Origin of the sequence: Niallia alba (assembly GCF_012933555.1) — a bacterium.
In the GTDB taxonomy this organism is placed as follows: domain Bacteria; phylum Bacillota; class Bacilli; order Bacillales; family Cytobacillaceae; genus Niallia; species Niallia alba.
The window spans coordinates 2503473-2523925 of record NZ_JABBPK010000001.1 but is presented as its reverse complement, the minus strand read 5'-3'; the positions used below and the strand labels follow the sequence as shown (position 1 = coordinate 2523925).

Annotated in this window: 19 protein-coding genes; 5 read left to right on the top strand and 14 right to left on the bottom strand. The window is 34.8% G+C overall.

Going from position 1 to position 20453, the window contains the following annotated elements; all coding sequences use genetic code 11:
* Nucleotides 1–2: 2 nt before the first annotated feature.
* From HHU08_RS12120 to glnA, 6 genes are all read right to left on the bottom strand, one after another.
* Nucleotides 3–2345 (bottom strand): AAA family ATPase, encoded by a 2343-nt coding sequence (locus HHU08_RS12120; protein ID WP_169188559.1) that lies wholly within the window; start codon nucleotides 2343–2345, stop codon nucleotides 3–5.
* A gap of 189 nt (nucleotides 2346–2534) precedes the next feature.
* Nucleotides 2535–2678 (bottom strand): acid-soluble spore protein N, encoded by a 144-nt coding sequence (locus tag HHU08_RS12115; protein WP_016205356.1) that lies wholly within the window; start codon nucleotides 2676–2678, stop codon nucleotides 2535–2537.
* Between the two features lie 73 nt (nucleotides 2679–2751).
* Nucleotides 2752–2883: an FbpB family small basic protein gene (locus HHU08_RS12110; RefSeq protein ID WP_016205357.1), complete on the bottom strand. Its 132-nt coding sequence runs from the start codon at nucleotides 2881–2883 to the stop codon at nucleotides 2752–2754.
* 207 nt (nucleotides 2884–3090) lie between these two features.
* Nucleotides 3091–3597: a redoxin domain-containing protein gene (locus tag HHU08_RS12105; protein ID WP_169188558.1), complete on the bottom strand. Its 507-nt coding sequence runs from the start codon at nucleotides 3595–3597 to the stop codon at nucleotides 3091–3093.
* Between the two features lie 945 nt (nucleotides 3598–4542).
* Entirely contained in the window at nucleotides 4543–5475 is a 933-nt protein-coding gene (locus tag HHU08_RS12100) for a manganese-dependent inorganic pyrophosphatase (RefSeq protein ID WP_016204821.1), read from the bottom strand.
* Between the two features lie 291 nt (nucleotides 5476–5766).
* Nucleotides 5767–7101, bottom strand: a complete 1335-nt coding sequence (gene glnA, locus HHU08_RS12095; protein ID WP_169188557.1) for a type I glutamate--ammonia ligase — start codon at nucleotides 7099–7101, stop codon at nucleotides 5767–5769.
* 483 nt (nucleotides 7102–7584) lie between these two features.
* Here glnA and HHU08_RS12090 point away from each other — a divergent pair, with 483 nt between their 5' ends.
* A complete protein-coding gene (locus HHU08_RS12090; protein ID WP_169188556.1) occupies nucleotides 7585–8805 on the top strand; it encodes an aminotransferase-like domain-containing protein in 1221 nt (406 codons plus the stop codon).
* Nucleotides 8805–9788 (top strand): D-2-hydroxyacid dehydrogenase, encoded by a 984-nt coding sequence (locus tag HHU08_RS12085; protein WP_016204823.1) that lies wholly within the window; start codon nucleotides 8805–8807, stop codon nucleotides 9786–9788. Before HHU08_RS12090 ends, HHU08_RS12085 begins: the two co-directional genes overlap by 1 nt.
* Nucleotides 9789–9858: 70 nt before the next feature.
* Here HHU08_RS12085 and HHU08_RS12080 read toward each other — a convergent pair whose 3' ends face one another.
* The 4 genes from HHU08_RS12080 to HHU08_RS12065 form a co-directional block, all read right to left on the bottom strand.
* A complete protein-coding gene (locus HHU08_RS12080; RefSeq protein ID WP_101731206.1) occupies nucleotides 9859–10248 on the bottom strand; it encodes a rhodanese-like domain-containing protein in 390 nt (129 codons plus the stop codon).
* Nucleotides 10249–10322: 74 nt separating this feature from the next.
* Nucleotides 10323–10880: a GNAT family N-acetyltransferase gene (locus tag HHU08_RS12075; protein WP_169188555.1), complete on the bottom strand. Its 558-nt coding sequence runs from the start codon at nucleotides 10878–10880 to the stop codon at nucleotides 10323–10325.
* A 199-nt stretch (nucleotides 10881–11079) separates the two neighbouring features.
* A complete protein-coding gene (gene acnA / locus HHU08_RS12070; RefSeq protein ID WP_169188554.1) occupies nucleotides 11080–13785 on the bottom strand; it encodes an aconitate hydratase AcnA in 2706 nt (901 codons plus the stop codon).
* A gap of 292 nt (nucleotides 13786–14077) precedes the next feature.
* Entirely contained in the window at nucleotides 14078–14335 is a 258-nt protein-coding gene (locus HHU08_RS12065) for a hypothetical protein (protein ID WP_016204827.1), read from the bottom strand.
* Nucleotides 14336–14490: 155 nt separating this feature from the next.
* On the opposite strand from HHU08_RS12065, the gene HHU08_RS12060 reads away from it, so the two are divergent.
* The gene (locus HHU08_RS12060) at nucleotides 14491–14634 is read left to right on the top strand and encodes a small acid-soluble spore protein P (RefSeq protein WP_016204828.1); all 144 of its coding nucleotides are present in this window, start codon (nucleotides 14491–14493) and stop codon (nucleotides 14632–14634) included.
* Between the two features lie 843 nt (nucleotides 14635–15477).
* On the opposite strand, the gene HHU08_RS12055 is transcribed toward HHU08_RS12060, so the two are convergent.
* A complete protein-coding gene (locus HHU08_RS12055; protein ID WP_169188553.1) occupies nucleotides 15478–16056 on the bottom strand; it encodes a hypothetical protein in 579 nt (192 codons plus the stop codon).
* A gap of 174 nt (nucleotides 16057–16230) precedes the next feature.
* On the opposite strand from HHU08_RS12055, the gene HHU08_RS12050 reads away from it, so the two are divergent.
* Together HHU08_RS12050 and HHU08_RS12045 are read left to right on the top strand one after the other, a co-directional pair.
* Nucleotides 16231–16575, top strand: a complete 345-nt coding sequence (locus tag HHU08_RS12050) for a FlxA-like family protein (protein WP_016204830.1) — start codon at nucleotides 16231–16233, stop codon at nucleotides 16573–16575.
* Between the two features lie 157 nt (nucleotides 16576–16732).
* The gene (locus HHU08_RS12045) at nucleotides 16733–17194 is read left to right on the top strand and encodes a hypothetical protein (protein WP_328823006.1); all 462 of its coding nucleotides are present in this window, start codon (nucleotides 16733–16735) and stop codon (nucleotides 17192–17194) included.
* 87 nt (nucleotides 17195–17281) lie between these two features.
* Here HHU08_RS12045 and melA read toward each other — a convergent pair whose 3' ends face one another.
* Genes melA through HHU08_RS12030 form a run of 3 tightly spaced genes read right to left on the bottom strand, consistent with a single transcriptional unit; the run spans nucleotide 17282 to nucleotide 20307 of the window.
* On the bottom strand, nucleotides 17282–18610 hold the full coding sequence (melA, locus tag HHU08_RS12040; RefSeq protein WP_169188552.1) for an alpha-glucosidase/alpha-galactosidase: 1329 nt from the start codon (nucleotides 18608–18610) through the stop codon (nucleotides 17282–17284).
* Between the two features lie 27 nt (nucleotides 18611–18637).
* Nucleotides 18638–19468 carry a carbohydrate ABC transporter permease gene (locus HHU08_RS12035; RefSeq protein ID WP_169188551.1) on the bottom strand — a complete coding sequence of 277 codons (831 nt, stop codon included), beginning with the start codon at nucleotides 19466–19468 and terminating at the stop codon, nucleotides 18638–18640.
* Nucleotides 19468–20307 carry a carbohydrate ABC transporter permease gene (locus tag HHU08_RS12030; protein WP_226752605.1) on the bottom strand — a complete coding sequence of 280 codons (840 nt, stop codon included), beginning with the start codon at nucleotides 20305–20307 and terminating at the stop codon, nucleotides 19468–19470. The genes HHU08_RS12035 and HHU08_RS12030 overlap by 1 nt, the downstream gene beginning before the upstream one ends.
* Nucleotides 20308–20453: the final 146 nt, after the last annotated feature.

The following is a 20453-nucleotide window of genomic DNA, read 5'->3' as shown; positions in this document are numbered from 1 at the left end:
ACCTATCCTTCGAATTTCCGTCTATATCCATTTAAAACATATTTAATATCGTCTGCTGAAATTGTTGATACATCCGGATTTATCCCTTGTTCCAATTGATCAGAAAGTCGCAATGCCTGTAATTGTACTGCCTCATCCATTATATTAGTGGCAAATCGACCATTTCCGTCTGTTGAAACAGTAGGAAGTTGATCTTCAAGCATAGTAATTGCTTCATCTGATAATGCATAATCATAATTCGCAGCATACATTTTCATTATTTCAATTAATTCCGCTGGAGAATAATCATCGAAATGGATAAACTTTTTAAACCTTGAAGTTAGCCCTGGATTACTTTGTAACAGAGCGCTTGTTTCATTTGGATATCCTGCAAGAATCACAACTAAGTTCTCATTATGGTTCGTCATTTCCATTACTAATGTATCAATAACTTCTTTGCCGAAATCCTGACCGCTAGTACCCAATAAGGAATAAGCTTCATCAATAAATAGTACACCACCAAGTGCTTCTCTTATTTTCTTTCTCGTTTTAATAGCAGATTGCCCGACATAGCCGGCAACAAAATCCGCCCTGCTTGTTACTACTAAGTGACCTCTTTTCAAAATTCCGCAATCTTTAAGAAACTGTGCATATAATTTTGCAACGGTTGTTTTTCCTGTTCCAGGATTACCTGTAAATACAGCATGTAATTGGATTGGTAAATTCTTTTTCGCTTTTGTTTGTCTGAGCTGCTGAACTTTTACAAAAGCAATTATTTTCTTTATTTCTTCTTTTACTTTTGCTAAACCAATCAGATTATTAAGCTCTTTCGCTGGATCAATCGAATTGTTTTCTTCTTCACATACAAAATCTGATTCTTGTAACAACGTATACTTTAATATTTCCTGATCATTTGATTTACGAGAACCTTTACTAAATATCGCATCAAGGACAATATTTCGAACAGCACGGGCATTCCCGAAGCTTTCATCAACTTGTTCCTTCTCCACTCTTTTTAAAAGCGCTCTTTTTCCATCCTCTGTCAAAACATAGTCGTTAGCAGACACTATTCTTTCCCCAATTGCTAATAATTCATTAGGAGTATAATCTGGTAAATGAATCATATTGGATGCAGGAAAGCGACTTCTTAAACCATGGTTTCCGTCTAAAAATTGTCGCATTTCTTCAGGGTACCCTGCTAAAATAACAGCAAATTTCCCGCCAAATTCTGAACCTGTCATTAACGAAACTAGTGTATCTATTGCTGTTTGCCCATAATCATTGCCAGATTGACCCTCTCTTTTTAAACTATAGGCTTCATCGATAAATAACACACCGCCAACCGCTTGTTTTACAACGGAACGAACATTTTCTTCTGTTTGTCCCATATACCCGCCAATTAATTGTGATCGATCGGTTTCTACTACCTCTGCGCTAGGCAGCACACCAAGTTCATGATAAATTTTTGCCATCAACCGAGCTAATGTTGTTTTTCCAGTACCAGGATTCCCTGTAAAGATCATATTTAAGCTTAACTCGTCTTGAATCATAAAGCCAAGTTTTTTTCGAGACTTTTGATAGCTTAAAAACTGATAAAAATCTCGTACTCTTTTCTTAACTGTATCTAAGCCAACCATTTGCTCCAGTTCTTCTAATGAGGAAAGAGAAGCAGCATCACCTTGTTCTTCCTCAATAAATAGGTTTGTCCATTCTTTTTTTAGTTCTTGAAGTTCTTCAATTAATTTTTTTACACTTTCATAATAAATGGATGTATGAAAAACACCACTTATGGATTCCTCATATTCTTCTGCAGATTTCAGTAATGCAGATGTTTTCTCGATTACCTCTCCTAACGTTTCTTCCATTTCTTCATACTTAGCAACAGCCGGTTTATTCTCATACAAAGCAGCATTTTTTTTCTGATTTTTAATATGTGCTACTTCCTCTTCGATTTGTTCTAAAAAGGTACGGCAATTATTAATATATTGCTCAGCGATTTTTCTTTTTGCTGTTCGATTATCGGTTTCCCGAATATTAGGAAATACAAGTTGTTCCAATAAACTGCTAAAATTCTTCCAATCATATTGCGAAAGGTATTTAAGTGCCATTGTATTTTCTGAGTTTAGCTCAATTGCTTTATTTAACCAAGCGACAGCAATCGTATCCTTTTGATTCCCGTGCATACGAGATAAAGCAGCAATCGTTAATAACTGAGAAATCTCAATTGGGTTTTGTGCTTCATTAAGCTCTTGTATTTTATTTAAAAGCGGTTTTTCGTCCTTAACAAAACCATTCTCTGCAAATTCCTTTTCGAAGGATAAAATATCATGTTGTCTTACATTTATTTTCATTTTTTCAGTATTCATATATTCACTTCTCTTAATTAATTTAGCATTCCTTTTTTATACTAACATATTCCTCTATTTTCGTTAATGATTATTACTTTACTCATAGGAATTATCTTAATTAAGCTTTATTATTCCAACAAAATAAAAGACAGAAATAGCTCATCTTGACAAAAGATAAGCTATTGCTGCCCTATTTAACAGAAGAAATTATTCGCCTTTTGTTTGAATTACTTGTGCATGTTGTCCTGATTTATCCTGCATTTGTTTTCCTTTGTTCCCACCAAAGCTTCTAGATTTTGTCCCAATATGGCTAGGTACAAAGTGTTTACTGTCTTTTTTAGGATTACTCATCTAAATCAACTCCTTCTTTTATAGTTTGTACAAAAGAACAAGCAAAATTGATGGTAATTTCTAGCTTTACTTATTAACGTACTTTTTTCAAATGCTTTCTTTCTAACCGTTCTTCAATTTTTTCGATTGCTTCTCTATCCTTTAATAATTGCATTTTATTTTCTAAAACTAATTCTTGAAATGAACGTTTGCGAGGTTTTCTCATAGGTCATTCTCCTTTAGATAAATTTGTACTAACATATTTCCCAAAAAGTTTGATAATTATTACAATAAAAATAAATAATTTTTTAATCTATTAGAAAAGTTTTTGTTTTCAGATAATTAAACAAGGCGTGCACTCCTTATTACTACATTTGTAATTATAGTACATTAGAATCTTTTTGTAAAGCGCTTACATATTCTTTTTCATTTTTTATTCTTTTTTACTTTGTGCCAATTCTCTCATTTGCTCAAATGTTAACATAGTATACGCCTTATTAATGATGACACCATCCTTATTAAGAAAGTACGTTGTTGGAATACTAAGTATATGATATTGATTAGCCACCACATCTTTTTCATCCATTATTACAGGAAAGGTGAGCTTTCTCTCTTGGATAAATTGTCTAACACCTTCTTCATTTCCCCCATCAACATTAACAGCAAGAACAACCCATTGATCTTTGTACTCTTTAGAAAATGTTTCTATATCAAGCATCTCTTTTTTACATGGAGGGCACCAAGTTGCCCAAAAATTAATCATGACAGATTTACCTTTGAAATCAGATAACTGGACCTTTTTACCACTTAAATCCTTTAGTGTAAAATTAGGAGCTGTATCCCCTATATTCAATCCAGTTGCCGCTTGGACAACTTTTGTATGGGTAAGAAAAAAAATGGCTAGCAGCACAAAAGCAATAGAAACAATTTTTTGGTTCATAAAATCCTCCTTTGTTCATCTTTTTTTCATTCACTTATTGTAAGATTACTTTTTCTTAAAGGTTGTTTTCGTAAAGTTTGTTGCGATTACCCGCAGCCGGAATACACTTCGCTTTCCGTGGGGCTAAGCTTAAGCCTCCTCAGCTTCGCCTCCGGGGTCTCAGACTGTCTCGCTAATCCCCGTGGCGACTTCGTGTATTCCGGCTGCTCCATTTTTTCCAACTAATTCTTTTTTTTCTATTGAAAAACAACAAACCTTTAGAAAACGGCCTTCTTAAAAAATCTTTTTTATAGATTATCCAATTAGTTTTATTTTATTATGTTGGTTGCGTAAAATTATTTGTTAATTTGGTTCAAACAAATTTCATTTTTTATTTTTATCCTCCAATAAAAACGAGGCTGGGACATAAGTATTCCAGCCAAGGATAATTCCGAACAATTATACGAAGATGCTAATGAATGTTCCGTATAATTGTTCGGGCTTTTATTTGTTTTTCAAAGGATGTTTCCATGAAGTTTGGTGCGATTCCCCGCAGCCGGAATACACTTCGCTTTCCATGGGGCTCGCGCTGAGCCGCTTCGGCCTGTGGCCTGCAGGGTCTCAGACTGTCTCGCTAATCCCATAGGAGTCTTCGTGTATTCCGGCTGCTCTGTTTTTCCAACTAATTATATTTCCTCTTGTAAAAAGTATGCGAAAGCAGCCGCTATTTACTAGCTATATTAGAAATTGTTCGTCTTTACAGAGTATCTATTTAGTTATGTCCCATCCTCCAGATTGTAGAAAAACCCCCTATTTTTAAAAGTATGATTTTGAAAAAGGGGGTTTTTGATGTTTTAATTGATTTTTACCACAACATATGGAATATAAGGTATTATTAAAACACTATATGTTGTATATCGGAATTGTAAAAAAAAACGTAATTCTAACAACACGAATTTATCAATATTATAGTGCTTCGAAAGCTTCTGTCAAAACTGGGACGATTTGTTTTTTACGTGAAACTACACCTTTTAACAATGCTGTGTTATTTTCTAAATCAACTTTAAATGCTTTAGCAACAGCTTCTGATTTATTACCTAACGCTACACCAACAGAATCATTATTTAAAATATCTGTTACTACAAGAAGGAATAGATCTAAGCCTTTTTTATCGATGATTGCTTGAATAGACGTCTCTAATTCAGTTTGCTTAGAAATAACATCATTTGTATCAACTGCATTAACTTGTGCGATTTCTACTTTGTATGTACCCATAGAAAATTCTTTTGCATCAATACTTAATAATTGCTCCACTGTTTTATCACTTAAATCAGCGCCAGCTTTAAGCATTTCTAAACCGTATTCTTCTGCATTTACACCAGCAATTTCTGCTAGTTCTTTTGCAGCTTGTACATCTTGATCTGTGCAAGTTGGAGATTTAAATAATAAAGAATCAGAAATAATTGCTGATAGCATTAATCCAGCTACTTCTTTCTTAATTTCTACATTATTTTCTTTATACATTTTATTTAAAATAGTAGCTGTACAACCTACTGGCTCTGCACGATAGTATAAAGGATCACTTGTTTCAAAATTTGCAATACGATGGTGATCAATTACTTCCAAGATAGTTACATTTTTAATATCTTCCACACTTTGTTGGAATTCATTATGGTCAACTAAAATAACTGATTTTGTTTCTGTTCCTGCTTTTTCAATAAAACGTGGAGCATCTGTTTTAAAATGATCTAAAGCAAACTTTGTTTCTCCGCTAACGTCACCAAGACGAACTGCTTCTGCTTCTACTCCAAGCGCTTTTTTTAATTCTGCATATGCAATGGCAGAACAAATAGTATCCGTATCCGGATTTTTATGACCAAATATCAACACTTTTTCCATTTAGCAAATCTCCTTATAACGATAATCTGATGACGTATTTGTTATATTCATACATCCTTCTTTATTTTATCATAACTTACCAGAATTTAAAGAATAGAACATAAAAAAGAAGGTATTTACTACCCTAATATGAGTTTTACCTATAAGAATTATTGTTATTGGCAAGTAAATACTATACCTAACATATTTCATCAAAATAATTAATTGTAAAGATAAAATAAAACTGCAAACAAAGCCTTATAGGCGTTTATTTGCAGTTTCAAAAGGATCCCATTCTATTTAACTAGTATATTAAAACTTATATTGATAGTTTTCGATTTCCCAAGCATGAATAGTAGTACGATAGTTATCCCACTCTTCTTTTTTAGCAGCTACATATTCACTGTATACGTGCTCTCCAAGTGTTTTTAGACCGATTTCACCCGCTTCAAGTTCTGCGATTGCAGCATCTAATCCACCAGGCAAGCTATCAATTCCAAGTTCTTCACGACGATCCTCTGTCATATGGAAGATATCTTCATTAATTGGTGCTGGTGCTTTCAGTCCTTTTTCCACTCCGTCTAATCCTGCAGCAGCGATTACAGCAAAAGTTAGATATGGGTTTGATGATGGATCTGGACAACGAAGTTCCACACGAGTAGCCATTCCGCGTTTTGCTGGAATACGGATTAAAGCTGAACGGTTAGAGGCAGACCATGCTAAGTAGCAAGGTGCTTCGTATCCTGGTACTAAACGTTTATATGAGTTTACTAGTGGGTTGGTTACAGCTACGAAATTTTTAACATTTTTTAATACACCAGCAATGAAGGAATATGCTGTTTCAGAAAGTTCTAAATCGTCATTTGCATCATAGAAGCTGTTTTCTCCATCTTGGAAAAATGACATATTAACATGCATTCCAGAACCGTTAATTCCGAATACTGGCTTCGGCATAAATGTTGCATGTAAACCATATTGAGAAGCGATAGTTTTAACAACCCATTTATATGTTGTTGCTAAGTCAGCAGCTGTTAACGCATCAGCATACTTGAAATTAATTTCATGCTGTCCTTCTGCTACTTCATGGTGTAGTGCTTCAATTGTGAAGCCCATTGCTCTTAGCGTTTTGAAAATTTCAATACGTACTTTTTCGCCTAAATCTTTTGGCGATGGCTCAAAATAGCCACCTTTATCACTTAATTCAGATGTTGGATATCCATTTTCGTCTGTATTGAATAAGAAAAATTCTAATTCAGGTCCAACTGAAATGCTATATCCTTTTTCAGCAGCACGTTCAACTGTTTTCTTAAGAACGTTACGAGTATCCCCTTCAAATAAAGATCCATCTGGATTGGTTACAGAGCAAAGGAAACGAGCTTCTGAATATCCTTCTGTTTCTGTCCAAGGTAAAACAGTAAATGTGTTCAAATCTGGTAATAAATATGAATCTGATTTGTTAATTGGAGAAAATCCTTTAATGGATGAACCATCAATCATGATTTTTCCTTCTACAGCATCATCTAATTGTTGTGCAGTTATCGTAATATTTTTTAAAATCCCCTCAATGTCCACAAATTGTAGATGTAATAACTCTACACTTTTTTCCTTAACAATACTTTCAATTTTCTCTAATGTAATTTCAGTCATGTTAACTTACCTCACAATTCATGTTCTATTATCTAACTTGATTTCATTATAAGGAATATTTTCTCGTAAAACAATGTTTTTTTATAATTTTTTAAAAATTTTATTAGGTAGCGTTTTCATCATTTTTTTCTTAATTATTCCTTTTTTTGACATCATTTGCTATATTAATCGAGTAGAATTTTGTCTAATTATAAGATTGTAAGATAAAGCACCTTTTCTAACAATAATCCACCAATTAAAATATAGTTTATATTAACAAAATTCCGAATTTTCGTTAATTTAAGCTGTTTTCTACTTTTAATCTCTTGTTTTCTTCTATTTTTAAAGGTATTTAATATTTCCCAACACGAAACAAATAGCTTATATTAATTAAAATTACTTATTTAAGAAAGGGTGTGCAAGTGGATTATTCAAGAGGCAAACTCGCCTAACTTCTGTTCAGAAGTTAAGTTTATTTCAAATAATTCGTGGACGGTGATAAACATGCATTTATTAAAGCCATTTTCATTTAGTAAAAGATTCCCTGAAACCGAGGTTATCGGCTCTGCCTTTGCTGGAAATAACGATAATCTAATCCCTCTATCCTTCGGCTTTCCAGCCCCGGAATCTCTTCCGGTGGATAAAATGACGGTGGCTACTGAAGCAGCAATGAAGACACAAGGTAGACAAGCTTTAGCTTATAGTGGTGGTTCTGGTCCTAAAAATATCGTCAATTGGATAAAAGAAAGATCTAAGCTTCGCGAAATTATTGCAAGCGAAGAAAAAATAATGGTTACTGCTGGAAGCTCTCAAGCTATTGACTTAATTACAAGAACGCTTACCGATCCTGGTGATGAGATTTGGGTTGAAGCACCGACCTTTTTTGGCGCATTAAAAACATTTCGTTTAGCAGAAACGAAGTTAGTGTCTTTTCCGATCGATGAAGATGGGCTCAGAGTTGATTTAGTTGAACAAGAGTTAATCACAAGAGTCAATAAAGGTCTTCCATTACCTAAGTTAATGTACGTCATACCAAATTATCAAAACCCTGGTGGTGTAAATTTATCTCTTGCTAGAAAAAGGCGTCTTGCAGAATTGGCATATGAATATAATTTCTTTATCATTGAAGATGATGCCTATGTAGAGCTTTCTTTTGATGGGACATTTTCTCCAGCAATTTATTCGTTTGGACCGGAAAGAGTTGTTTACTTAAGCACTTTTTCAAAAATCATTGCACCCGGATTGCGACTAGGGTGGGCCATTGGCTTGCCGCAAATTATCGAAAAAATGAAAATTTTAAAAGTCGATGGTTTAACCAGTGTATATGTTCAAGAAGTCACTAAAAATTTACTAAAACAAATGGACATGGACGAACAAATCAGCTATCTGAATAGTATTTATCTTCCTCGGAAGAATGCGATGGTTTCAGCAATCAAACAGTACTTTGGTGAAGAAGTTTCCTTTCATGAACCAAATGGAGGTTTCTTTCTATGGCTTACTTTCCCAACCCATATTGATACGAGCGAGTTCCTAGATGCTGCAATGATTGCTGGTGTTTCTTATATAGCTGGTAAACATTTCTTTTTAGAAAATGAAGGATTTCATCACATGCGTCTTTGTTTTACTTTCTGTAAAGAAGATATTATCCATGAAGCGATCAAGCGACTGGCTGATACCTATTATGACCACGTAAATAGTATTCAAGTTATCGAGGAAGTGAATTAATGCCTAGTGAAGTGGATAATCCTATAATCTACATCAGAAGAAGTATACCACAAAAGTATTTAGATAAAATGACAGCATTAGGCGCAGAATTTATTATGGATCCTTGGCAATATGGTGATCCTGAACCACCAATAACGCAAGATATTAAGGACTGTAATATCGTGTTAACTTTAGGCTTAACCGACTCCTTATCGATTTTACAACAAGCGTCTCAGATTAAATGGGTTCAATCATTAAGTGTTGGGCTTGACGCTCTATTGACAGAGGAAGTGAGAAGGAGCGATATCATTATTACTAATACAAAGGGATGCACCTCTATTCCTATCGCAGAACATACAATTGCAATGATGGCTGGATTAGCAAGAGGCATCCCTTTTATGGTCCGAAACCAGCTCAATAACAGTTGGGCACCCACTCCAATTACTGACTTAGCTGGTGCCACTGTTGGAATTATCGGATACGGTGAAATCGGTAAGCAAATTGCTAAACGTGCTAAAGCATTAGATATGCGTGTAATTGGTTGTAAAAAAAGACCCTCTTTTCTATCAAAAGAGGACCTGGCAGATAAAATAGTTGGTCTTGATCAATTAGATGACGTAATAGCCGAATCTGACTTTTTAATACTGGCTCTGCCTTCAACTCCTGATACATATCATCTTATTAATCAAGAAAAACTACTAAAAATGAAACGAACGAGTTTTCTAATTAATATAGGGAGAGGCAATACGATTGTAGAAAAAGAACTTATTTATCTATTAAAGGAGCAAAAAATTGCCGGTGCTGCACTCGATGTATTTGAAGTAGAGCCTTTACCCCGGGAACACCCCATATGGGAACTAGATAATGTGATAATTTCTCCACATAATGCGTTTTTCTCACCGAACACATTAGATCGTTATATGGAAGTTTTTTTAGAAAACATTCAACGTTTTAAAGAAGGAAAAGATTTAATCAATGTCGTGGATAAACAACTAGGTTATTAGCGTGTTCTCCCATCAAAAAAATGCCGTTAACTTTTATAGTTTCGGCATTTTTTTGATACAAAGATTATAATTAAACTGTTTCAAAGCCCTCTTTTTTCCATGCAGTAGTTCCGCCTTCGATAAATGCTACATCTGTAAAGCCCATTTGTTTTAGTAAGTAGGCACCAAGTGATGCTTGTCCACCAAGTCCACATGTAACAATAACTGAACGATTACGATCCGCTAATTCTGGATCTCTTAGCTCCTCGGGTAATTCCAAATCAGCCCGAATCGGAAGCATACCTAAAGAAATATTTACAGAGCTAGGAATTAAGCCACATGCCCCAGCATCAGTTGCATCTTGAACATCAATTATGTAAGTGTTTGGGTTTTCTTCTATTTTTTGTTTTGCTTCAACAGATGAAATACCAGGTACATTCTTTCTCGCTTCTTCTACTAATTTCCCAAATGTTAATGTCATTTTCATCACTCCTTTATTTTCTAACATATATATAGTAACAAAGTTCATTCACATTTACTAATATATCGCGCTGCCTATTTATAATCAGATAAGAATCGTGACATTATAATGGTAGAATAGTATTCTCCGTTTTCAAGCCGTTTATCTTTTTTTAATATCCCTTCTATTTCAAAGTTATATCGCTTATATATGTTGATTGCTTTCTCATTTGTTTCTATTACAGATAGAGTCATCTTAGTGAGTTTATTTGCAGATGCCCATTTAATAGACGTTTCCAATAATTTCGGGCCGATTTTAAAGCCCCAATAATCCTTTAATACACAAATTCCAAATTCGACCTTATGCTTTAGGCGTTGCAAATTTGAACCTTCACATCGTGAGAAAGCAATAATAGTACCATTTTCGGTTTCAGCTAGTAAAAACAAACGATTTGATTCTTCTGAATCTGTACGAATTAAATGCTTAAAATCTGATGGAGTTAGCATCCCCTCTCCAGGTTCACGATCCAAAAAGGTAGTTTCTCTATCAATTTGTAGCCTAATTTGTACAAGTTGCTCTGCATCCGTTTCTTCTGCACATCTTATTATATAATGTAGATTCCTTACCCTAATAAGCTCGGGGATTATTTTCATAATATAATATTTCTCCTTTGATAGATAATTACACTTAAAACCACTTGTTTGTTTGTTACAATTAGAATCTTTATTCCTATAACAGTTGAAAAAAACTCCCTCTTTTAAAGTGGCTCTTCCTCTAACTTCTAGACAAATTAATGTACCAAAAAGAAAGAAAAATTATCAACTTTAAATAGAGAGAGCTTCTCTTAATCTATTAATTTCTTAACTTATCACGCAATACCATTGGTAGGATACCACCATGACGATAGTAATCAATTTCTACTTCAGAATCAAAGCGTACTAACACTTCAAATATAATTTTCTTACCATCTTCTGTAGTTGCTGTTACTTCTAGGTAATCACGTGGTTTAACTGTTTCGTCAACATAAACATTAAATGTTTCTTTCCCAGTTAAACCTAAAGTTTCAGCATTTTCACCATCTTTAAACTGTAATGGAAGCACACCCATTAACACGAGATTAGAACGGTGAATTCTTTCAAAGCTTTCTGCAATAACTGTCTTAATACCTAAAAGATTTGTTCCTTTTGCCGCCCAGTCACGAGATGAACCCATTCCGTAATCTTTGCCCGCAATAACCATTAAGCCAGTTCCTTCTTCTTTATACTTCATACAAGCATCATAGATGGAGGTAACTTCTCCAGTTGGCCAGTAAGTAGCGAATCCACCTTCTGTACCTGGAGCAATTTGGTTACGAATACGGATATTCGCAAAGGTTCCTCTCATCATTACTTCATGGTTACCACGACGAGAGCCATATGAGTTGAAATCACGTGGTTGTACTCCATTATCTTTTAAGTACTTACCAGCTGGCGTATTAACGCCGATTGCACCAGCAGGAGAAATATGGTCAGTTGTGACAGAATCACCAAACTTCCCTACAACTCTTAAGCCTTTTAATGGCAGTACTTGCTCAGGATCTGGTTTTAATCCTTCAAAGAATGGCGGATTTTGAATATAAGTAGAAGTATCATCAAAGGTATATAAAGAATCACTGCTTGTTTGAATCTCATTCCAGCGCTCGTTATCATCAAATACTCTTTCATATTCTTTATTAAATAGCTCAGGTGTTACCGTACGATGAACTAATTCATTTACTTCCTCAGTAGATGGCCAAATATCTTTAAAGAAAACATCGTTGCCATCTTTATCTTTACCAATTGGCTCTTTTTGCAAATCAATATCCACTGTTCCAGCAAGTGCATAAGCAACAACTAATGGCGGTGATGCTAAATAGTTTGCTTTTACTAGCGGATGGATACGCCCTTCAAAGTTACGATTACCTGATAACACACTTGTTACAAGTAAATCGGAATCAGAAATAGCTTTCTCGATTTCCTCTCTTAGTGGACCAGAGTTACCGATACATGTTGTACACCCATATCCTACTAGGTTAAATCCAATTTGTTCTAAATATGGTAGAAGTCCTGAATCTCTTAAATAACCTGTAACTACTTTAGAACCAGGCGCTAAGGATGTTTTAACAAATTTAGGTACTTCCATTCCTTTTTCTACTGCTTTTTTTGCAACTAATCCCGCACCGACTAATACGTATGGATTAGATGTATTCGTACAGCTTGTAATTGCAGCAATTGCAACAGAACCAGTTTTCATCGTAGTAGAATCTCCATTTGCAAAATCAACTACTACTTCTTTGTCAAATTCGTCTGCTTTTAATCCAAAACCTTGGTTTCCTTCTGGAGCAGTTACTGATTTATTGAAAACTTCTTTTAATTTAGAAAGTGGAATCAAATCCTGTGGTCTTTTTGGACCAGATAGATTTGGCTCAATTTCTGCTAGATTAATTTCAACAACTTCTGTATAAACAGGCTCTAACGTTGGATCGAAGAATAATCCATTTTCTTTGCAATAAGCTTCAACGACATTAATTTGCTCTTCTGAACGTCCAGTTAGGCGCATATAAGCTAAAGATTCTTTATCAACTGGGAAGAATCCGCATGTTGCCCCATATTCTGGTGCCATATTGGCAATTGTCGCACGGTCTGCAAGTGGTAATTGAGTCACACCAGGTCCGTAGAACTCAACAAACTTTCCTACTACCCCTTTTGCCCGAAGCACTTGCGTTACTTTTAATGCAAGGTCAGTTGCTGTTGAACCATTTGGCATTTCACCAACAAGTTTAACGCCAACTACTTCTGGTACTGGAAAATAAGAAGGTTGTCCTAACATACCTGCTTCTGCTTCAATACCGCCAACACCCCAACCAAGAACACCGATTCCGTTGATCATTGTCGTATGAGAATCTGTTCCAACAAGTGTGTCTGGGAATGTTTCATATTCGCCGTCTGCTGTTTCATTTACATGAACTACATTTGCTAAATATTCTAAATTCACTTGGTGAACGATACCTGTTGCTGGTGGTACAGCACGATAGTTATCAAATGCTTTTTGCGCCCAGCTTAGGAATTGATATCTTTCCGCATTTCTTTCAAACTCTAATTCCATATTTGCTTTTAATGCATCAGGAGTTCCATATTTATCAACCTGAACACTATGGTCAATAACTAAATCTACTGGTTTCTCCGGATTAATTTTACTAGGATCTCCGCCTAAGTCAGCCATTGCTTTTCTCAAGGAAGCAAGGTCCACTACTGCAGGAACTCCTGTAAAGTCTTGGAGGATTACCCTCGAAGGTTTAAATGGTACATCAATTTCCTTTACCTCGTCAGTTCCCCATTTTGCGAGGTTTTCTACATGTTCTTGTTTAATAACAAAATCATCCATTTGTCGTAAAACAGATTCTAGTAACACTTTGATAGAATACGGCAATTTTGAAATCGTACCGATTCCCTTCTTTTCTAAAGCTGCTAATTGATAGTAGTGATAACGCTTTCCACCAACTTCAAACGATTGGCGGGCATTATAAAAATCTTTTGCCATATGTATTACCCCCTCATTGTAATCATATACCAAAAATAGAAAAATAGTCGAACAATTTGATCTCTCTATTATCTATTTACCATCTATAATTTTAATACAAGGATTGTGATAAGTAAATAATAAGAAAGTTATCAAATACGATAAGTTTTTCTTATCAGTTATTTTTTTTATCTCCTTTTCATTGACTTAATAGTTAGAACAATTACGTTGCATTACACTTCACTTTCGCTTTAAAAAATATAAATCCCCAAAAAAGACCATCAAAAAGTTGCCTTTCAGATGGTCTAATCTTTTATATTTCATTCACTTCATCAACAATACTTTTTAAATCTCTTTGGAAGCTTTCTAATTGCTGTCTTTGATGCTCAGACGCTACTTCCAATGCATTTTCAATTTGTTGATATGTTTCATTGATTTCTTGCTTCAAATGTTTAAGCTGATGACCATAATTTGCTGAATCCTTTACAATATCTTGATAAAGGTTTTGCGTTTCATACAAATTACGTTGTGCATCTTGAAAAGCTTCCTGTTTATTACTATGATAAGGCATCTTTTAATCCTCCTGATTTAAATTCATGTTGCTTACCAATAAGTTGTGCAGAGTAACATAAAAATATGCGGTATAAATGAGCGTGTATATAACCATTCTATAAAGGAAAGTGAAGTAATACCTCTTCATAAAAACATTAAAGGAGAGATTAACTAATGAATAAAAATGACAGTAAAGATATGCGCCGAAATGCTCCAAAAGGCAATCAATCTGGTCAACCCGAACCTCTTAGCGGCAGCAAAAAAGTGAAAAACCGCAACCATTCAAGACAAAAGCATAACAGCCACCACGATATGTGAGGAAAATACATTAATTTACTCTATTACATTCTAGTTAACAATGTGGCTTATTTTAAAGAGTTTTATGCCCTTTAATTAAATTGTATTTCAATCACGTTACTTAACTTTATTGATTGCAAGTATATGGTCAAATGTGTGGTCAAAAAGCGGTCACTCATTTGGCCCTTCTTTCTGTTAAGCTATATGATAAATGAAGAAAAAGATTTCATATAGCTGTTAAATTTACTGTCGTTGAATACTCTAATTGTCGAATATGATAAGTGCTCATGTTTCTGAAAATTAGCAAGAAATAAATTCGGAAATTTAAAGCGTTGTATGTTGATGGAATAATTACTTCAGAAGAGTTGGAAGATACGAAAAAAAGCTATTATTGGATTTATAGAAAAAAGCTCTTCTCACATGTGTTGGGCTTTTTTCAACTTTTGATTTTAGTCCTTCGCTAAATTAAATATATAAGTGTTATCAATACAAAAAATAGTAAACATACTGGGACAAAACAAAATATATAATAGATAAAGACGAACAATCTCTCATTTAGTAGCGAAACCAACTCGTTTTTAAAGGTTGTTTCGTTTCATCATTTTTTTAAAAGAAAATATAATGAGTAGGAAATACGAAGCAGACGGAATACACGTAGACTCCTATGGGAGCTGCGAGAAAGTCCGAGACCCTGCAGGCGAAGCCGAAGCGGCTCGGCGCTCGCCCCATGGAAAGCGAAGTGTATTCCGTCTGCGCGTGATCATCACAAACCTTTTTCCTTAAAATTAATAAAACCCGAAATGATTATACGAATATTTCATAGCATATACGTATAATCATTTCGGGTGATTTCGTTAAAAATACTTATGCCCTAGTCCTACTTTTATCTTGCTTATAAAAAGTTATAAAAAAGTTTGTTAGTCCGTAGGCTAACATAGTAATAGCAACATCTAACAAAAATATATGAAAGCTATTAAACCCTTTTAATAGAGCAAGAAATCCTATTTGCTTCTCAATAGAGACAAGTACAAAGGCTATAATAGCAGATAGAACAGATGTCCATAATAGAAAATTCTTATCGTATTTCACACAATATTGGTATAGCAACATAAAAGAAACTGGAAGAAAAGAAGATGTTATCCCAATTGCTTGGGGTAAAAATGGTAGAATAAAATAATGATGATCCATATATCCCATTCTAATAAGGGTAAGTTCCGTATATGTCCAAAGCATGTGAACTGTATATCCAAAGAAAAGAATTTGAAGGGTCTTATTCTTATCCAGTTTTACCAGCAGGACAATAAGGGGAACGATCAAGAAAATTAAAATGATCCAAAACTGCCAGTTATTCCAATTAGAGTGTTCGTGCCAATAGGAATTTATTAATGATGATACCTTATCGCTCGCTTTGTTTATCTCTTTCCAATACTCTTTAACTGACATAATCCTTCCACCTCCTATCATTTCACAATTATCATTCAATAATCTATCCTAGGTTGTTTTTTTATACTATTGTCCTGTTGGAAAGTACTCCACCTTACTTTAATATATCTTAAGGAAAAATAAAGAAATGTATAATATAATTCTTCATTATTTATGATGAAGGGAAAAATAACCATGATTAATTCTATTTCAAGTACAACTGCAAGTTCTACTACAATAACCAGTCGTTCCTCTGATGTTGCCAATCAAATTAAAACATTAGAAAGTCAAAAACAACAATTGCAGTCACAACAAACGCAAATCGAGCAAAATGAAACCATTCAAGAAGAAGAAAAAGAGAAACAGTTGGAACAATTAAAAAAACAAATCTCAGAAATAGAGGCACAAATTCAAGCACTTCAAAATCAAACATCTGAAACAAGTAATCCTAATTCCAATGCACAAATACAACAAGATAATGTCTACATTAGTAATGAAGCATATTCCTTGTTCAAAACTTCAACAACAAAACTAGATTAATTTAGTTTTCATTCAAGTAAGTAAATAGTGTATTTTTTATAGTCCCCCCTTTTTTAAGAGGGACTTTATTCATTGTTAATTTTTTCAGTGATAGTATAACAGCGGTAATGTAAGGGAAATGAATAGCTATTATTATGATTTTCTCAAAAAAGGAAGTGTGGGAAAAATTGTGTATCCTTATACTCTCATTATCGTTTTTGTGCTTATTGTCTCCTTTATGCCGAAAAGACTTACATTAAGGGAAATGTATTTTAGCGTTGGAATAATTGGATTTGCTACATGGCTTGGAGATGTATTTGTAGGTGATGTTTTAAAAGCCTTTCAACTCGGTCCCTCCTCTAAAACGTACATTATTGACTATCTTTTTGTGACGATCATTCCACCAGCGATCGGCTTGATTTACCTAAACTTTTTGATTCACACTAAATCTCTTCTGTATAAATGGATGTGGGTAGTCCTTTCTTTCCTATTAGAATGGGGCGCTGTACTAACAGGCTATATGACGACCAAAGGGTGGAAAACCTGGTACTCTATACCTGTCTTTGTATTAGTATTTCTTGTATTAGTATTTCTCGTATTCCTACCTTTGCATTTAAAAATTTTAAGACCTGAAAAATAATAAGTATCTTTCGAGTTTTTCAAATAAAGATAGGGACCGGCTTTAGAAAAAATCCGGTCCCTATCTTTGTAAACATATTAACTTTAGTTATTTCGTTACTGCAATGCTAGTTTCACTTTTAAAATTTGGCAGCCAATCTCCATGAGCTTCAATTAAATCATCACATAGAGAAATAATATCGTCCATTGATAACTCAGCTGCTGTATGTGGATCAAGCATAGCGGCTTGATAAATATATTCCTTTTTCAAAGTGATTGCTGCTTCAATGGTCAGTAATTGCGTGTTAATATTCGTTCTGTTTAATGCAGCGAGCTGCTCTGGGAGATCACCTACATACGTTGGGATAATTCCACTACGATCCGCAATACACGGCACCTCAACACACGCTTTCTCCGGAAGGTTGCTGATTAGTCTGCCAGTATTTAAGACATTCCCGCCAAATTTAAACGGAACATTCGTTTCCATTGCTTCAATAATGCGGGAACCATATTCATGGGAACGCACATGATCCAAAGATTTATTGTTAACCAAATCCTCTCTCATGGCTATCCAATTATTAATTTGCTTTTCACAACGAGATGGATATTCATCAAGTGGAATGTTAAAGCGCTCAATTAACTCAGGATAACGAGATTTGATAAAGTATGGATGATACTCAGCATTGTGTTCAGATGACTCTGTCACATAGTAACCAAATTTATCCATCAGTTCAAACCGAACCATATCCCCATGCTTTGTTTTTTGCAATTCACGAGCTCTTCGCTTAATTTCAGGATATAAATCCACCCCATCCTTACTCACTTCAAGCAGCCAAGCCATATGATTAATTCCAGCAATTTTTTCCTTTAAACCAGTGCGATCCATACCTAGTGCATCAAATAAATCTTTTGTACATACTTGCACACTGTGGCATAAACCAACCGTTTTAATGTTGGTATAGCGATTCATAACTCCAGTCAAAACGGCCATAGGATTTGTATAATTCATAAATAGCGCATCAGGACAAACCTCTACCATATCCTTTGCAAAATCCAGCATAACTGGAATCGTTCTTAAATTACGGAAAATCCCGCCAATTCCAACTGTATCGGCAATAGTCTGTCTTAACCCATACTTTTTCGGAATTTCGAAATCGATCACTGTACTAGGCTTATAGCCGCCTACCTGTATCGCATTTATAACATATTTCGCTTCTCTTAAAGACTCTTTCCGATCTGTAAATGCTTTAATCTGAATGTTTTTCCCAAGACTTTCCTTCAAATTATGGAGCATTTGTTCAGAATCACGCAAGCGTTGTTCATCAATATCGAATAGCGCAAATTCAAAACCATCTAATGCGTCAACAAACATGCAATCCCCCAAAACATTTTTTGCAAATACCGTACTACCAGCTCCAAGAAATGTAATTTTAGACATTTTATAATCCTCCAATTTTTCTTGTATTTATCCTTTAACCGAACCAGATGCTAATCCTTTAACAAAGTGCTTTTGCAATAATAAGAACAATACAACCATTGGCAATACAGCCAATATTGCTGCTGCAGCTACAAGATGCATGCGGTTAGCATTTTCTCCAAAGAAACCTGCCAAAGCAACCGTTATTGTTTTTACTTCCTCTGCTTGTAGGAAGAAAATAGCGAATTGATAATCGTTCCAAATGAATACACAGGCAATGATTAAAATAGATGCAGTAACCGGCTTCAATAACGGAAATACAATACGGAAAAAGATTCCTAATGTACTAGCTCCATCGATTTTTGCCGCTTCTTCTAATTCTCTTGGGATTGTCGAACGAATAAATCCTGAATACAAGAAAATGGTTAATGGCAGAAAGGACGCAACATTATTCAAGATGGCAATTTCAAGCGTATTCATCATTCCTATGTCCACTACAAGCTTATATAACGGAACCAATGCTGTTAAAGGAGGGATAACCATTACTGCGATAAAGAACATGAACACAAATTTATTTAGCTTTGTTTGTCTTCTTGCCAGCGGATATGCTGCCAAAGAGCCAAATACAATTAATAAAAAGGCACTGACTGTGGTAATAATCGCCGTATTGGTGAGCGCATTGCCAAGACTAGCCATTTCCCATGCTTCCTTAAAATTGGCAAAATTCATTATGTTGGGGAAAACCCATTTCGAACTAAAATCTCCCCTCGCCTTTAATGCTGTCGTAATCAAAATATAGAAAGGGATTAAATGAAAGGCTGCAATCAAAAGCGCAACTCCAGAAAGGAGCCATTTATTCTTTCTATTCATATAATCCATTACGCCTCAATCTCCTTTCGTTTGAAGTAGACTAGCGCTGCCAAGCTTAGAATTAATATGATGACTGCCATAAACACACCTTGTGTTGCTGCATATCCCGCATCCTGGCGATTAAAATAAAGATCGTACATAAATGTCGACATGGATTGAGAAGCATAGCCTGGTCCACCGCCTGTAAGCGAGATGATCACATCAAACAACTTCAACCCACCAATAATGTTGATAACCATATTGATCGTAATAGAAGGCATTAACATGGGCAAAGTGATATTTTTAAATTGCTGAAAACTAGATGCACCATCAATTTGTACTGCTTCATAATAATCTTTTGATATACTTTGTAATCCAGCAAGATATATGATCATCGCAATACCGACAAATTGGAAAGTATTCACAAATACTATTAACCAAATGTTCACTTTCGGATCTGCTAGTGCATTAATTTTATCTAGCCCAAGGAATACAAGCAGATCATTAAGCGCTCCGCCTTGGAAGGCGAAAAAGAAGTAAAAGATATAACCCATAATTAGTGGGCTAATAATGACCGGCAAGTAAACAATTGTCCTAGTAAAATTCTTAAAACGAATGCTTTGGTTTAATAAAAGCGCATATCCTAAACCAATAATATTCTGTAAAATTGTACTACCGACACCATACAGAAGGGTATTTTTTACAACTAGCCAGGTATCTGGGTCCTTCAGCATTCTTGCATACTGGCTGAACCCAATGTAGTCATAGCTTTGTGAAAACCCGTTCCAGTTTGTAAAAGATATTTTAATTCCGTTTAGAAAAGGATAAAAGATGAAAAAACAGATAGCAGCAAGAGCTGGAAGATACATCCACCAAAGGGAGGATTCCTGCCTTTTTTTACGGTTCCTTTTCACTTCTATAGAAGAGTCGGTATTTGGCTGCCTATTTGTTGCTATTTTTAGCAAAGTAACCATCCCCTAGTTTAGATTGAGAGGTACAAATGTTGATACTCGTT

What these genes read in the sequence shown, in the direction of transcription:
- HHU08_RS12120 (WP_169188559.1), bottom strand. Translation starts at nt 2,345, where the DNA reads ATGAATACTGAAAAAATGAAAATAAATGTAAGACAACATGATATTTTA.
- HHU08_RS12115 (WP_016205356.1), bottom strand. Translation starts at nt 2,678, where the DNA reads ATGAGTAATCCTAAAAAAGACAGTAAACACTTTGTACCTAGCCATATT.
- HHU08_RS12110 (WP_016205357.1), bottom strand. Translation starts at nt 2,883, where the DNA reads ATGAGAAAACCTCGCAAACGTTCATTTCAAGAATTAGTTTTAGAAAAT.
- HHU08_RS12105 (WP_169188558.1), bottom strand. Translation starts at nt 3,597, where the DNA reads ATGAACCAAAAAATTGTTTCTATTGCTTTTGTGCTGCTAGCCATTTTT.
- HHU08_RS12100 (WP_016204821.1), bottom strand. Translation starts at nt 5,475, where the DNA reads ATGGAAAAAGTGTTGATATTTGGTCATAAAAATCCGGATACGGATACT.
- glnA (WP_169188557.1), bottom strand. Translation starts at nt 7,101, where the DNA reads ATGACTGAAATTACATTAGAGAAAATTGAAAGTATTGTTAAGGAAAAA.
- HHU08_RS12090 (WP_169188556.1), top strand. Translation starts at nt 7,585, where the DNA reads ATGCATTTATTAAAGCCATTTTCATTTAGTAAAAGATTCCCTGAAACC.
- HHU08_RS12085 (WP_016204823.1), top strand. Translation starts at nt 8,805, where the DNA reads ATGCCTAGTGAAGTGGATAATCCTATAATCTACATCAGAAGAAGTATA.
- HHU08_RS12080 (WP_101731206.1), bottom strand. Translation starts at nt 10,248, where the DNA reads ATGACATTAACATTTGGGAAATTAGTAGAAGAAGCGAGAAAGAATGTA.
- HHU08_RS12075 (WP_169188555.1), bottom strand. Translation starts at nt 10,880, where the DNA reads ATGAAAATAATCCCCGAGCTTATTAGGGTAAGGAATCTACATTATATA.
- acnA (WP_169188554.1), bottom strand. Translation starts at nt 13,785, where the DNA reads ATGGCAAAAGATTTTTATAATGCCCGCCAATCGTTTGAAGTTGGTGGA.
- HHU08_RS12065 (WP_016204827.1), bottom strand. Translation starts at nt 14,335, where the DNA reads ATGCCTTATCATAGTAATAAACAGGAAGCTTTTCAAGATGCACAACGT.
- HHU08_RS12060 (WP_016204828.1), top strand. Translation starts at nt 14,491, where the DNA reads ATGAATAAAAATGACAGTAAAGATATGCGCCGAAATGCTCCAAAAGGC.
- HHU08_RS12055 (WP_169188553.1), bottom strand. Translation starts at nt 16,056, where the DNA reads ATGTCAGTTAAAGAGTATTGGAAAGAGATAAACAAAGCGAGCGATAAG.
- HHU08_RS12050 (WP_016204830.1), top strand. Translation starts at nt 16,231, where the DNA reads ATGATTAATTCTATTTCAAGTACAACTGCAAGTTCTACTACAATAACC.
- melA (WP_169188552.1), bottom strand. Translation starts at nt 18,610, where the DNA reads ATGTCTAAAATTACATTTCTTGGAGCTGGTAGTACGGTATTTGCAAAA.
- HHU08_RS12035 (WP_169188551.1), bottom strand. Translation starts at nt 19,468, where the DNA reads ATGGATTATATGAATAGAAAGAATAAATGGCTCCTTTCTGGAGTTGCG.
- HHU08_RS12030 (WP_226752605.1), bottom strand. Translation starts at nt 20,307, where the DNA reads ATGTATCTTCCAGCTCTTGCTGCTATCTGTTTTTTCATCTTTTATCCT.